The organism is Streptomyces minutiscleroticus, assembly GCF_014650875.1.
Taxonomy (GTDB): domain Bacteria; phylum Actinomycetota; class Actinomycetes; order Streptomycetales; family Streptomycetaceae; genus Streptomyces; species Streptomyces minutiscleroticus.
On the sequence record NZ_BMVU01000107.1, the window covers coordinates 1 to 13,551 of the forward strand.

At 66.8% G+C, this 13,551-nt stretch carries 10 protein-coding genes and 3 pseudogenes; 5 read left to right on the forward strand and 8 right to left on the reverse strand.

The features are described from left to right. Positions 1-120 (forward strand): annotated as a pseudogene (locus IE271_RS38825) (IS5/IS1182 family transposase); the annotation flags it as partial. Between the two features lie 66 nt (positions 121-186). Here IE271_RS38825 and IE271_RS38830 read toward each other — a convergent pair. The 5 genes from IE271_RS38830 to IE271_RS42970 all read right to left on the reverse strand — a co-directional run bounded on the left by IE271_RS38830 (position 187) and on the right by IE271_RS42970 (position 3,291). Beyond that, positions 187-438 carry a hypothetical protein gene (locus tag IE271_RS38830; protein ID WP_229919909.1) on the reverse strand — a complete coding sequence of 84 codons (252 nt, stop codon included), beginning with the start codon at positions 436-438 and terminating at the stop codon, positions 187-189. Positions 439-459: 21 nt separating this feature from the next. Continuing rightward, positions 460-1,224: a transposase family protein gene (locus IE271_RS38835; protein ID WP_190195165.1), complete on the reverse strand. Its 765-nt coding sequence runs from the start codon at positions 1,222-1,224 to the stop codon at positions 460-462. Positions 1,225-1,368: 144 nt separating this feature from the next. Further along, positions 1,369-1,833: a hypothetical protein gene (locus IE271_RS38840; RefSeq protein WP_190195166.1), complete on the reverse strand. Its 465-nt coding sequence runs from the start codon at positions 1,831-1,833 to the stop codon at positions 1,369-1,371. A 124-nt stretch (positions 1,834-1,957) separates the two neighbouring features. Further along, complete coding sequence (locus IE271_RS38845; RefSeq protein ID WP_190195167.1) at positions 1,958-2,950, reverse strand: helix-turn-helix domain-containing protein; 993 nt, start codon at positions 2,948-2,950, stop codon at positions 1,958-1,960. Between the two features lie 2 nt (positions 2,951-2,952). Then, positions 2,953-3,291, reverse strand: a complete 339-nt coding sequence (locus IE271_RS42970; protein WP_229919912.1) for a hypothetical protein — start codon at positions 3,289-3,291, stop codon at positions 2,953-2,955. On the opposite strand from IE271_RS42970, the pseudogene IE271_RS38850 reads away from it, so the two are divergent. Together IE271_RS38850 and IE271_RS42975 are read left to right on the forward strand one after the other, a co-directional pair. Continuing rightward, a pseudogene (locus tag IE271_RS38850) lies at positions 3,175-3,884 on the forward strand (transposase family protein). The gene IE271_RS42970 and the pseudogene IE271_RS38850 overlap by 117 nt on opposite strands. An 830-nt stretch (positions 3,885-4,714) precedes the next feature. Then, a pseudogene (locus IE271_RS42975) lies at positions 4,715-4,882 on the forward strand (FAD-dependent monooxygenase); the annotation flags it as partial. A 156-nt stretch (positions 4,883-5,038) separates the two neighbouring features. Here the strand turns inward: IE271_RS42975 and IE271_RS38855 are convergent. Continuing rightward, complete coding sequence (locus IE271_RS38855; RefSeq protein ID WP_229919910.1) at positions 5,039-5,446, reverse strand: SH3 domain-containing protein; 408 nt, start codon at positions 5,444-5,446, stop codon at positions 5,039-5,041. A 256-nt stretch (positions 5,447-5,702) separates the two neighbouring features. Beyond that, on the reverse strand, positions 5,703-7,103 hold the full coding sequence (locus IE271_RS38860) for a helix-turn-helix domain-containing protein (RefSeq protein WP_229919911.1): 1,401 nt from the start codon (positions 7,101-7,103) through the stop codon (positions 5,703-5,705). Positions 7,104-8,111: 1,008 nt separating this feature from the next. On the opposite strand from IE271_RS38860, the gene IE271_RS38865 reads away from it, so the two are divergent. Then, positions 8,112-9,989, forward strand: a complete 1,878-nt coding sequence (locus IE271_RS38865; RefSeq protein ID WP_190195169.1) for a thiol-activated cytolysin family protein — start codon at positions 8,112-8,114, stop codon at positions 9,987-9,989. Positions 9,990-10,105: 116 nt separating this feature from the next. Further along, a complete protein-coding gene (locus IE271_RS38870; protein ID WP_190195170.1) occupies positions 10,106-10,795 on the forward strand; it encodes an SMI1/KNR4 family protein in 690 nt (229 codons plus the stop codon). 95 nt (positions 10,796-10,890) lie between these two features. On the opposite strand, the gene IE271_RS38875 is transcribed toward IE271_RS38870, so the two are convergent. Beyond that, a complete protein-coding gene (locus IE271_RS38875; RefSeq protein WP_190195171.1) occupies positions 10,891-12,462 on the reverse strand; it encodes a DUF1254 domain-containing protein in 1,572 nt (523 codons plus the stop codon). Positions 12,463-13,551: the final 1,089 nt, after the last annotated feature.

Here is a 13,551-nt window from a genome sequence, read left to right on the forward strand (position 1 = left end):
ATGGCCCGGCTCGCCGGCTGCCGCCGCCTGCACCGCCGCTACGAACGCAAGGCGGAACACTTCCTGGCCTTCACCAGCATCGCCTGCACCCTCATCTGCTACCGCCGACTCGCCAATTGAGATGACCTCTAAAGCCGTCGTACCGCAGGGATCACCACTCGTCACGACCGCCTGGACATCGCCCATTCAATCTGAGTAGAGCGTCCAGGCCGAGTCGTCGATCACGACGATGACCTTATCGAACTCATCTCCTTTGACTCCGTGCTGTGTGGAGAAGGGTGTTCGTTCATCGATGAACTCGGTGATGCTGATGACTTCCCGGTAGGGAACGCCACGGAGGCGCTTGGAGAAGTCCGCTTGTCGTTGTTGGCGTTCGTCGAGGTTGGACGCGGTTCTGCGGCGCTCACGATCTCTCACCCTCCCGGGGACCGCCAGCAAGGTACTGAGCCATTTCCAACCTCAGCTTGACGTCGCGAGGTGAAGCGTGAGCACGGCCTTGACCAGGTCGGTGATGCGGGTGGTGCTGCAGCGGAGCTTGCGCAGCAGCCGCCAGGACTTCAGGGTGGCCATGGCCTGCTCGCCGAGCGCGCGGATCTTGGCATGGGAGACGTTCACTGCTCGCCGGCCTTCGGAGAGCTTCTCCCAGCGGCCGCGGTAGGGAACGCGAACCGTGGTGCCGGTGCCTTGGTGGCCCTTGTCCGCCCAGCAGCGCACCCCGGCCTCGGCCAGGGCGACGATGATGCCGTGGGTGCGCGCGGCTTTGATGTCGTGGACCGCTCCGGGCAGGGCGGGCGAGGCCCACGGCAGCCGGCCGAACGGGTCGGCGATGACCTGCACGTTCATCCCGTGCTTCCGGTGTTTCCCGGAGTAGTGCGGTCGGTCGGCGGCGATCCGGTCGATGGGCAGCAGGGTGCCGTCGAGAATCACGAACGCCTTGCGTGCGGCGGTGCGGGCGACCGTGGCGAGGTCGGGGGCGAGGGCGGCCAGGACCTCCACGGCCTCGGCGACGTACCGGTGGACGGTGGCGATGCCGACTCCGAACCCGGCCGCGAGCTGGGCATGGGTGTGTCCGCAGCGCAGGTGCGCGAGCACGGGCAGGGCCTGCCGGTCCGCGCTCAGCCGACGCCACCGCGTGCCCCGCTCCAGACGTCGGGCGGCCGGCAGACGGGAGAGGAACCGCAGGGCCGAACTGGACAGATCGATCCCCGATGGGCAGACAAGCACATGAAGCTCCGGACGGACAGGTTGATCTTGGTCGACAACCCATCCACCAGGAGCTTCACCTCTTCCCGCACCCACCCCTCACACCAACCCGCTGCCCATCCAACCAGGTTGAAAAAGGCTTACTGTACGAGTGGCTGAATCATTTCATTCGGTGAATGATTTCCAGGCCGAACAGGCGACGGGAGTTTCGTCTCCTTCACCGTCCACGGTGCACACCCTCATCCTGTAGGAGTTCACCGACCAGACGTCGAAGGTGAACTGGGCGTAAGAGATGTATCCGCCGCCGTTGTACTTGGACTTGACAGTCTCGTAGTTGCCGGTGACGGAGTTGTACCTTTGCAGGGTTCCGCGCACTCCGTGGCCGTCCGCGTAGGTGTCGTAGATGCGGAATATGTCACCGTCGTCGACGTGTACCATTTGGGCCGATGTCCCGTACGGAGAGTTCGAGTTATAGAGGTAGGCCCAGGTATTTCCGAGGGCGGACACGTCCGTCTCGCTTCCCGCTGTATCGGCGAGGGCTGTCGTGCCCGTCGCCAGCGCCAGGACAGATGCCGCAACGGCACCGACTGCCGCCATGGAGACCATACGGGTCTTGTTCTTCCTGTTCATCACAGTCCTCTCTCGGGGCGGTTGAGTCACCGCCGTCGCTGGTTACGCTGCCAGCCCCTGAGAGGTAGAGCCATGCTGCTGCGTCTACGGTCGCATGTCCGTGGGTGCACGACTCGCGCGGAATTCAACGAGTGTCAGCAGCGCGGCCCTGCCGGCGGTAATCGCTGGGGGGCATTCCGTACTCGGCAAGGAAAGATCGACTGAAATGCGGATAGCCGGTGAATCCCCATCGGGCTGCTATGCGGTGGACGGGCCAGGCGTCAAGCGACGGGTCGGCTAGATCACGACGGGCCCGCTCCAGGCGCTGATGGCGAATCCAGGCAGAGATGGATATTTCCTCGCCCTGGAAAAGGCGGTGCAGATAGCTTACGGATATGTTGTGTGCGGCTGCGACAACCGGCGGGGTCAAATGTGGATCGTGTAGACGCTGCTGGATGAAAGTTTTGATTCGCGGCACCAGGGTCTGATGACGTTCACCAGCCGAAAGCAGGCCGTCGGCGTCGATGTGGTGGGCCAGCAGGGCGGTCAGCAGGTTGACCAGGACGATCTCCAGCCGGGGGCCATCGGACGGTTGGGGCGAGACTGTGTCGGACAGGAGCCGGGTGAGGAAGTCGGCCAGGAGAACTCCGATTCCTTGACGTCCCGGCAACGGCCGCGCGAGCAGCTGCTGAATTTTGTCCTGGGCCAGGGGCAACAGCGTTTTGGGTACATCCAGCCCCATCATCCGCGTGGGCTGTCGATCATTGGCTACGTAGAAGTCAACAGGCCGAGAGGAGTCTCCGACGAACATGTCGTAGGGGCCGAACACGGAAGTCCGACCCATATGAGTTATGTGGTTCCCTCCGTGCGGCGAGAACACAAGGTGGCAGACGCCCGGATCGGACCGCTGTATCTCCTTGGCGGCACGCCGCAAGTGCGCACCAGGCAGCGCCGCCTGCCACACGGAGATGCCACCGAGCTGGCAGCGACGCAGTTCAGCGGCTGCGAAATCCGCCGCCTCCCCCCCGCCCATGGGGCGTATGTTCATGGGGCACGAAGTCCTCGCCATGTGCTCACGCCAGTGATCGAACCGGTCCGCCGCAGTCAGGGCATCACCCTGGAGGGCTGCCTCGATCATTTTCACTCCATTCCCTGCACGTCGTGAGTGACCCGTAGATATGAGCCGCCCCGAGTTTCGTCCACGAGCAGCACACCTACAAGAAGTCGTTTCCAACCTGACGGGAGGTTGGACTGGTGGCCCCGGCGGTGGGCATGGAGAAAGCTCCTGGTAGACGGGTCCACGATCAAGATCACCAGTCCGTCAGGAGCTTTCGCGTGCTTGTCCACCCGTCCGGTATCGATCTGTCCGGCCGCGCCCTGCAACACCTCTCCGGTCTCCTGGCAGGCCACCGCCGTCGGATCGGCTTCCGGTGGCGTCGCCTGACCTGCAGCCGACAGGCCCTGCTCGTCCCGGCCCACCTACGCCCGCCTCGCAGCGGGTTTCCGCGTCGGGATCGCAACGGTCCACCGATGCATACGCGAAGCCGTCGACCTCCGGGCCGCTCTGGCACCCACGCTGGAGCAGGCGATGCAGACCGTGCGGAAGAAGGCGCACGTGATCCTCGACGGCACCGTGCTGGCGATCGACCGCATTGCTGCCGACCAGCCGTACTACTCGGGGAATGAAGAAGCACCACGGGATGAACGTGCAGGTCCTCGCGAATCCGGCCGGCCGCCTGATCTGGGCCTCGGACGCGTTGCCCGGAGCCGTGCACGACCTGGCCGCGGCCCAAACCCACGACAGTCCCACCGCTCTCGTCGCCGACGACATCAAACGCTGGGCGCACAAGGCGCATCCGGGCGCAGGTCCTGCTGTCCGCGTCCCGCTCCCGGGCAAGAACCTGCGCGGCCGGCGTCGGCGTCACAACAGGGACCACGCCAAGATCCGCAGTCCCGGCGAACGCGCCATGGCCACCCCCAAACGCCGGCGGCTCCCGCGGAAGCTCCGCTGCAGCACTACCCGGATCACCGCCGTCGTCCGTGCCCTCGTCGCCCTCGAACTCTCCACCTGATCAAGACGGAAAAGGCCCAGTGCGGTGCCGCGCCTCATTTTCTCACTCCCAGCCGAAGGATCTTTGGCCTTGGATCACGCCCAGCCTCATGCCACCCGGCGCCCGCCTCGTACCTGGGCCATCCGCCTCATGGGCCACCGAGACCGCACCGCCTCCGTGACCTGCTCCTCCTCATGCGCCATGCCGACGCGCTCGCGGGACGTGGCGGCACTGCGCCGGTTCGCCGAAGCCCACGCCGCTGCTCATGCCCGGGCCGCCACCGTGCACCCGGACGCGGCCTGCGGCTGTCGCCAGACCGAGTGCGCCGCCCACGAAGGCACCCGCGTCGACTGCGCCGGCAGCGTCCTGCTGGTCCTGCGCCACGACCCGGCCGTCGGACAGGCATGGACACTCACGGAGGCCTGCGCCAGCTGCGCCCCGATGATGAGCCATGGCCGCATCGTCGGCCGCGCCCTTCCGCGCACCCGCCCCCCGGACCCGGCAGTCCCGGCCCAACCGGCTCCGGCCGGCGTCGCAGTGCCCGGTAGGGTCAGTGCCCCAGGCGGCTTCAGCGACAGCAGCGCCCCCACCGAGCCCGCACGCAGCCGCAGCCGCAGCCGCAGCCGCAGCGGCCGCGGTGGAGGACAGCGCAGGGCCGGTGGTCGCGGTCGCGGCACACCGCGACAGTGATCATGGCTCTGCGCCGCGGCGCTGGCCGGCACAAGCTCCAAAAACCTCACCGCATATGAGGCGGCCCTCCGCCCTTGCTGAAGGGAAGGCCTCCGCGACGTGGGGGCAGGGTCTGACCTGCCGGTAGCCGCCGAGTACACCGCTTCCCAACGGGGCCAGACGTCGCCGCCCACCCCGGCGGCATCGAAGCTGCACTGACCGCATACGAGGAGGCCCTCTTCCCGCGCAGTGAGGCGTCCGCTGCCGACTCCGCCACCAGCGTGGGGACCATGTTCGGCGAACGCGGCCTGGAGCGCATGATCGAGTTCTTCACCAGCGGAGCCGGCGCCGCCCAGGCCGCGGCAGGCGACGTTGTCCTGACAGAGCCTGCTTGTCACGGCCGCCGTCATGGCCGCCACCCACCGCCCGCGCTTGCAGGGAGCGGGTTCCGTGGGCGCGGACGGTGGCGGGAGCGGCGGGTCAGGCTGTGATGTCCTGCTGGCGGCTCACTGGATCAGGTCATACCGAATCCAGCCCAAGGTGCCCTTGGCGAGACCCGATTGCGATCGGGTTGTGAGCTTGATGTAGAGCCAGATGGTGCCGCCGGACTTGGGCACCATGCAGACGCTGCGGGCGTCGTCGCCACGGTAGAGCATGCCCTTGCTTGTGTAACTGGTGCCCGGTCCGGTGCGCAGGTTGGCAGAGCTCGCAGTGACCGACACATTGAAGTCTGCGCTTATTGTGCAAGCGGACGGCCAGGTGGTGGCCGCGGAGGCCGTGGGCGCCTGCACCAGGGTGACCGTCGTGGCGGCGATCAGAGCGGGGCCGAGGAGCGCCGCGGTCAGACGCTTGCGCGGTGCTCTGAGCCCGGAGAAGATCCGGCTGCGGAGTGGAGAAATGGATGCAATGGGCATAGCAACCTCCTTGAGCTGGTAATGCTGCACAGACGTGGCCAGCCCACTTGCTTCGGAAGTGGTGCATAGCCTGAACGCTGTGCGCGGCGTGGCAGTGCACGCCGCCTGGCACCCCAGCGGCTTGTCGTCCTATCGGACGGGTGTGCGAAGACTCGAATGAGTCGTCGATCAACGGGTCACGGTGACCGTAGAAGAGGCCGTACCTGCGCGCCAATGTGCACGGTGCTCAATTCCGTGCGCTGGTTGTGCACGGCGCTCAGACCGCCTGGACGGCGGTGATGCGGAGAGCATGAACGATGTCGTGAACGCCCGCGCCGGTGGTCAGCAGGTCGCGACCCAACAGGGCCTCTGCGGTGCGCAGATGCGCTCGGACGGTGTTGCGGCTGACTCCGATGTGGCGGGCGGCCTGCTGGGCATCGGCGTTGGCGTCGATCCACGCCTGAAGGGTGCGGCGCTGCGGGACCTGCAGGGGCCGGAGGAACGTATGGGCCCAGGCTGCCGCGCGTTCAGTGCGCAGCAAGTCATCCAGGCAGGCGGACGCTTGCTGCTCGACGGGTTCGCCGGCGCAGGTGCTGGTGAGGGTGAGAGCGAGGTGCACGACGGCACGGGAGCGGACATCGGCCAAGTCCAGACCGAGGGCCCGTTCCGCGCGTTTGATGTGGGCTGTGACGGTGTTGCGGCTGACGTCGAGAAGGCGAGCCACAGCCGATCGGGGCGCACTCATGAGGGAGCGGGTGATATCGACTGTGATCGTCGGGAGGGAGTCCATCGGGCGCAGTACGGCACGGGCCCAGGCGAGAGCGGACTGGCGGGGCAGGACGCCCTCCAGCGTTGTCTGCCCCCGGTAGGAGACCACGCGGCCCGGCGTGGTGCGGGCAGCGGCCAGGGCATGGACGGCCTGGCTGTAGGCTCCGGCCGTCGTACCGAGCGGATGCGGACCGCTGATACCCAGCGCATAGCCAGGGTTGTCGCGCACCAGGCGGCGCAGTACCTCGCTGCGGCCCCCCGCCCGGCCGCCGAAGCCGTCCCCGTCGTCGAGGTCGTCGGCTACGAGACAGATCAGGTGTTCCGCGAAGGCGGGGCACGGCACCAGCAAGTCCGAGCCGTGGTAGCCGGAGGCATCCAGGTGGGCCTGCACGATCCGCTCGCGATGGGCCGGCGGACAATGCAGCAGATGGACTCGCAGTCGGTCGGCCTCCAGCAGAGGCGGAACAGAACCGGTCGTCATGCGGCGGGCCAGCGTCGGCTCTCCCGCCATCAGCGCCTGAAACACTGCGAACCGCACCTGGCGTGCCTTGTCCTGGAAGCCGCGCAAGATCCGCTCGCCGTCCACGGCGCGGCGTAGGAGCATCATGACGCTGCCGGAATGCGAGATCAACGCGATCGCCTCCGGGGCCAGCGCCGACCGGGCGGCAGTCACCAGCACCAGAGGCGACCCATACGCACCCAGGCGCTCACAGCGCACGTTCCACCCAGCGACCTCGGTCGCGGCAGCGGCCAGCTGTCCGCCGGATATTCGCGTGAGCAGCGGAGCGAGCAGTCGCAGAATCTCCCGGGGAAAATCTTCGGTCGCCGACTCCATGGTGCCTGCACCGTCCATGACCAGTGCGACGTGCGCGCCGGTCCGCCGGTGCAGCCAGTCCAGGACCTCCTGCACGTCCGGCCCAGCCCCATCAGAGGCCTGGCGCCTCACCACACGCAGCAGCCCGTCCAATCCACCGGCATGCCAGTGCGTTACCGGCGACTCTCCCACGGTTCCCACTCCCCCTTTGCCACCTTGCGCACCCAGCGCACACCGGAATCCTCTCCGGCACGCTGCCCCGGCCCTACGCCGAACGGGGCAGCCCTGTCTCCACTCCCAAGGAACCGCGCCGTGTCCATGCCCTGCTGACACGTGTGGCACGTGCGCGATCTTCCCGCCGAAGCACGGTACGCCATCGCCGACGGGCCCCGTCCACGTCGTCGCGCCGCCGCGCCCCGAGGAGGCTCGAGCATCACCGGCAGTTCGTTGCACCCGGCGGTGGAAATCAAGGAGGTTGCCGGTGGCGACCTTTGTCCGTCCGGACTCGCCACCCAGGGATTCTGAGAAGTGATCTTGTGTCCTGGTTCGTCAGTTGAGGCCGAATGCAGTCAAGGGTCGGTGATAGTCGCGGGCGGCCCGGGCGGAGGGCCACCGCGATGTTGGTGTGGCCGTCCTGGCAGCGGACGCCGATGGCGAAGTTGCGCAGGCTGGCCATGGTGAGGGGCAGGCGGCCGGTGCGGATCTTGGAGCCGTTTCCACGGAAGGTCCGGTCGCGAACATGGTGCAGCTGGTACTGGGGCCTACGGATCGCGACGTGGGCTGCCCCGGACAGAGCACCGGCGGGATCAACCACACGGGCGTACACCGCCCGTCGGCATCACCCGCCGACTTCGCGCGTGTCAGCCCGAGCCCCAACGCCACCGAGCCGACTGACGTGGTCAACGAAGGAGGCATCAGCTTGGCGAATAATTGTGCGATGCCCTGTCTTCTGTTTCAATCCGAACGACTGTTGCGCGCAACGCGAGTGAGGTGCAGATGCTATGGGGGCGCCTGGACCTGATGGGCCGAATGTACGCGGCACATAAACTTCCGCTCGCAACGAAAAGGTGTCAGGGTCGGTACCGCTCGAAAGGGGGGATTACCGTGCCCATAGAAAATGGCGATCTGGTCACTGGCGGCGGACCAGATGTGTACTTCATCGAGGATGGAAAACGCCGCCTGGTTCCTGACTACACAACGCTAGTGGCACTGAATTCCGGAGGCTGGCCGGCCGTCAAGCGGATAGCGGAGAATGAACTGCGTGGAATGGAGACCGGGCGGCCTCTTCCTTCCCTGCGTGAGGGAAGTCTGCTCATCAACGCCACTGGCCGCTCGTTCCTGGCTCGGGGCGGACGGCTGCGCCCCATCCCCGACGCTGCGACACTCGCCCACTACCCGCGGCGGCGGGTCACGTCAGTGAAGTCCGCAGACGTACGCCTGTTCGAACCAGTTGTGGGTGAGCCGCTTCCCAGCGTTCATGACGCCAACGCCGACGTGCTCGCCATCGACGCCTACATCCGTTCCTTGGCCCCGCTGCCGGTCGAAGACAACCACGATGACCGCGGCCCGGTGGTACGGCAGCCCGGCATCGCCGAGGTGGACGGTGTAGCCGTCGAAGTACTGGAGCAGAGAGTCCGCATGGCACGACAGGTCGCCGACTTCGTCGAGATCAGTCCCGTGCCCGACGTCATGTGGGCCGGCGCGGCTGTTACGGGAGCTTCGGTGATCCCAGGTTCTCTCGCTCCCATCCCATTGCGCCGCTACCCGGGATGGATCACCGTCTCGACCGATCTCACCCTGCCCTCCGTACGCTCGCGCTCCAGGAAACTGGAAGAGCCCACCGCCCACGGCTACCGGGACGCGCTCGCCGACCTCATCGCCGAGCTGAATCCCCAAGACAGCGCGGCCGCAATGTCCTTCCGACTGGAAAAAATCAGCACCCTGGAAGAAGGAATGGTCTCCTTCGGGCTCAACATGAAGGGGTCCGGCTGGGGAGTGGACGCCAAAGCCCGCCTGGACGGCCACCTCGACCGCAGTACGACATTCGGAACCTTCTCCCAGGCCTACTACCAGATCGCCTTCACACCCGAGGGATCACCGCCCCGATTCTTCACCGACGACGTCTCGCTGGAGAACGTGAAAGCCTACTGCGGCCCGGACAACCCGCCGTGCTACATCGCCTCGGTCACCTACGGCAGGATGCTGGCCTTCCTCGTGGACAGCCAGGCATCCAGCCTCGAGGTCAAGGCAGCTTTCAAAGCCGCCTGGCAGGCAGCGGTCTCCGGAACAGCCGACCTCGACGCCAGCTACAAGGACACCCTGTCACGGAGCATGGTGCACGCCGTAGTAGTGGGCGGATCCAGTGGTCCCGGCGGAGACGTGGTCGTGGACCCGGTCACCAACCTCATCCCGTGGATCAGGAACCAGCTCAAAGTCAACCGGGACCTCCCCGCGGCCCCCATCCAGTACACCGTCCGCTACCTGGCGCCCCCGCACAACCTGGTCCGCATCTCCCGCGCCACCGACGTCGTCAAGATCGTCGACGCCAACGTCTACGGCGGACGCGAACTCGCCGGCACCTACCAGGTCGGCGAGGGCGGTGGCCAGGGACCGGTGAACACTCACATCCGGCTGAACCGCGGCGACGAAGTGACCATCACAGCGACCGGATCGATCTGGGCCGGTTGGTGGTTCATCGGCCGCAACGGACCAGAGGGCCTCGACGGCCCGCCCAAGCCCTGGTACCCCATACCGCCCGTCGAGGGCAACAACGCAATACGCGGATCCATGCTGATCGGCGGCTACGACAACAGCAACTGGTTCCCCATCGGCTCCGGTGCGCGCCAAAACGTACCCGACGCGTACGACGACTGTGAACTGTGGCTGCGCCTCAACGACGACGACATGACCAACGGCAACGGCGTCTTCGACGTCACCGTCAGCGTGCGGCGACGCCTACCAGTGATCAACGCCTTGGGCTGAACGATCCCAAAAGACAAACAGGTGCAATCCATCCCTCCGCCTTGAGTGCGGCTCGTCCCGGGGGAGGCGTAACCCTCTCCAGCCGGTGTGTCTGCGGGGGCGCATATGGTCTGCGCATGGCTGATCAGGAGTGGGCCGGAGTACGGGACCGGATCGCGGCGCTGAGTGCGCTGCCCAGGAGGGGAGAGGTGTTCGGGTCGCTGGGGCACCGATGGGCGTTGGAGAATCCGCTCGGCGAGGACGAACTTGCGGAACTGGAAGCTCAACTGCGGGTGAGACTGCCTGCGCAGTACCGGGCGTTCCTCACACAGGTCGGCGCCGGCGGCGCGGGACCCGCCCACGGCCTCTTTCCCGTACGCCGCGTCGGGGGCCGCTGGCGGTGGGAGGGCGACGGCGCCGACCTGGCCGACCTCGCCGCGCTGGACGAGCCGTTCCCCCAGAAGGGCCCGGCCCCCGAACTCCTCGATGCCCTTCTGGCCGAACGTCCCGAAGAGGAGGACTTCGAGGAGATCGAGGACTTCGACGACGCCATGGAGGCATGGGACACGCGGTGGGAGGCCGTGCTGTTCGCTCCCGAGCGCACCGCCGGCGCCATCGTGATCTGCCATCTCGGCTGTGCCCAGCGAGAATGGCTGGTCGTCAGCGGCCCCCACCGCGGGACGATCTGGTCCGATCCGCGGGCGGACGACGCCGACCTCGAGCCCCTCCTCGACAACGAGGGCAAACCGGTCACCTTCGCGCGCTGGTACACCGACTGGCTGATCAAAGCCGAGCGCACCGTCCGGCAGCCGACAAGGGACACCTGACACCGACAGTCCCTGCAAGCGAGCCACCCCCCTCCGCCTTCCCGTCCTCGACGGGAAGGCGGAGGGGGGGGTGTGGCAGGCACCGGGCGTCATCGTCACCGGCGGGGGAGTATTCCGTGACGTCGAGCCATGACGATCAGGGTGCCTCCGGTGGCCAGGAGCAGTGCGGCGCCGGCGCCGATGGCTGCGACGAGTTTGCCGTTGCCGGTGTGGGCCAGTTCGTCCGTGCCGTCCGCTTTGGTGACCGGTGGCGGCGACCATGTGCCGTTGAGCACGGTCTGCCGGGGCCAGTACATGCGGAGCATCACGTTGAACGGGCCGGCGGGCGCGGGCAGCCAGTTGGACCGTTTGTCGGGGGCCGGTGGATCGTGCTGGACGTAGATGGTCACGGACGTGTCGCTGTTGGGTTCAGGCTTGGTGGTGTGGCCGATCGCGTACCGGTTGATGGGGTTGGGCACCAGGAAGCCCTGCTGGTCGTACATGGTGAGGGACCAGAAGGCATGGGCCGGGGGGATGCGGCCGGGCGGGAAGTGGATGGTGTAGCGGTGTGCGCCGTTCAACTGCCGGCCCTGGCTGTCCTTGAAGACGGTGGGGTAGACGGCGTCCTGGGGCAGGTTGGCGCCCAGGCCCTGCCAGGCCGTGGCGGCCCGGCGCAGATAATCGGTGCCGTAGCGGCCGAGGTCGAGGGCGACCCGCCAGCCGTTGACGTCGTTGCCGAGGGCGGCGACCGCTTCCTGGATCCTCTGCTGGCCCTCGGGAACGGCTTGGCGCAGTGCCTGGGCAGTGGTTTTTCCTTTGGCGTCGATGTCGAACGGCTTGCCCGGGCGGATGCCGAGCCGGCGCAAGGTGGCGGCCATCGGTGCGTTCGCGGGGCTGGATGGGTTGTCCGCCATGGCGGAGGCGAGGTGGGAGAAGAACGTCTGGGCGTCCATCTGGGCCACGCGTTTCGGCGGCGAGACGGTGGGCAGGTCTGGGTCGACCCGGCCCGTAGGCGGGGTGTAGGGGCGGCCGTAGGCGCTGAGTGGGGTGAGGGTGTATTTGGCGCTCAGGGCGTGTACGGCGGGTAGGTCCGAGGGGCCGTTGAGCTGTGTGCGTCCGATGATCCAGGCCGTGTCGGTGGGGGACTTGATCCGTTGGACTCCGGTGGGGAGGGTGCCGTGCCAGTCAGGGCCGGTGATCGCGAAGTCGCCTGCCGCGGTGCCCGTGGTCCGTTTGCCCGGTGAGGCGATGACGTCCGTCCAGGCGCTGAGGATCGGCATCAGGTAGTAGCGGCCCCGGGTGTCGGGCACGTGCAGAATCACCGGCTCGCGCTTCAGGTTCAGCCAGGCCGAGCTGTAGAGGGTGTCCACATTGGGGGAGACCACCGTCTTGAAGCTGGGGCCGGGGACGTTTTCTTGCGTGACGAACTGGTTCACCGGGGCCTGGCCGGTGACGGCGTTCGGGCGGGTGACGTTGGTGGAGAGCTGCCGGGTGGCCTGCGTCAGGACCAGGGGGTATCCGTAGACGTAGGCGTTCACCGCGTCGGTGGCGACGGAGTCACCGCCCGTGGGCGCCTGTCGGGCGGCGCCCGCGGCGGCGTTCGGCCACAGCAGCAGGAAGGCCGCGACAACGGTGGCGGTTGCGCTCCGCAGCGGTTTACCGGGAGAGGCGAGGTGCCTGGCGAACATGGGACTTCCCTCCTCGTGCAGGAGGCGCGGGCCCGGAACGGATGTTCCAGGCGAAGGCCGCGGACTGGTCGCGCACACGGCCTCAGGGCGCATTGAACACCTGACATGAGCCGTCTTATCAGCCTCATTCCGCCATAAAGCTGACACCATATACATTCCGCCAGAAAGCAAATGTTGTGGTCATCGGGCAACGTATGGCAGAGGCCGGCCCTCCCGGCCGAATGCTCACATCCGGCGCGGACGGCGGGTGGGCCGAAGCGTGGGCTTGGCAGGGCAGCCGCCCCTGGAGGGGGCACGAGGAAGGCTCCGGGCAAGCGCGTGACGGCCGGGCAAGAGTGTTTTTGCCTTTACCGGTGGTTCGTCAATCTCGGCAGTCATGTGGTGCGGCGGTGAGGTAGGTCGGCCGTAGACCGGTGATGACTGCTCGCCATCCGTGTCCGCCTGCACCAGGGGCGTCACAGGAGCACACCGTCCGGTTCGACGACCTCTTCTCGAGCCTTGCTCGGCGATGGAGGCATGCCGGCAGGGCCTCGAGGACGTTGGCGTTTCGCCACTGCCGGAAACCGGAAAAGCTGTCGCTCATGGGCGCAGCCCGCCATTGACTGTGTTTTACCGAGTGGGTTCTGGCATCGCGCAACAAAAGGGCCTGAACTACTCTCATTGACCTTCAGATCACCTGTGGCAGAGGTGCCACATACACCGCTGCGTAAGGTGTCCTCACGACCGGAGACGGCAATAATGTCGATAAAATACTATATCAACCATGCTGGTACTGCTGCTTCTCGTGTTGTCTCAGCGCGACACCGCGGAACTGCATTCGCGCCGAGCGTGGATTAACCCAGTTCGCTCCGGTTAAGTATCGAAAATTCGTACACCCGCTTGACAGTTGGAGCACCATGAAGGGTCAGGCGTGTCAGGGTGGAGATGACTTGCGACTGATGCTGATGGGGGAGTAGCGCAGCAGTGACGACAGCGAAATCCAGGGCGCCAGCGCAGCTCACCAAGACGCACCGGATGCTCATCGGGGTGGTCGTCTTCGGGGCGGTCGTCATCGCGGGCATCGGTTTCGCGGGGTCCTACGCGGCGGTG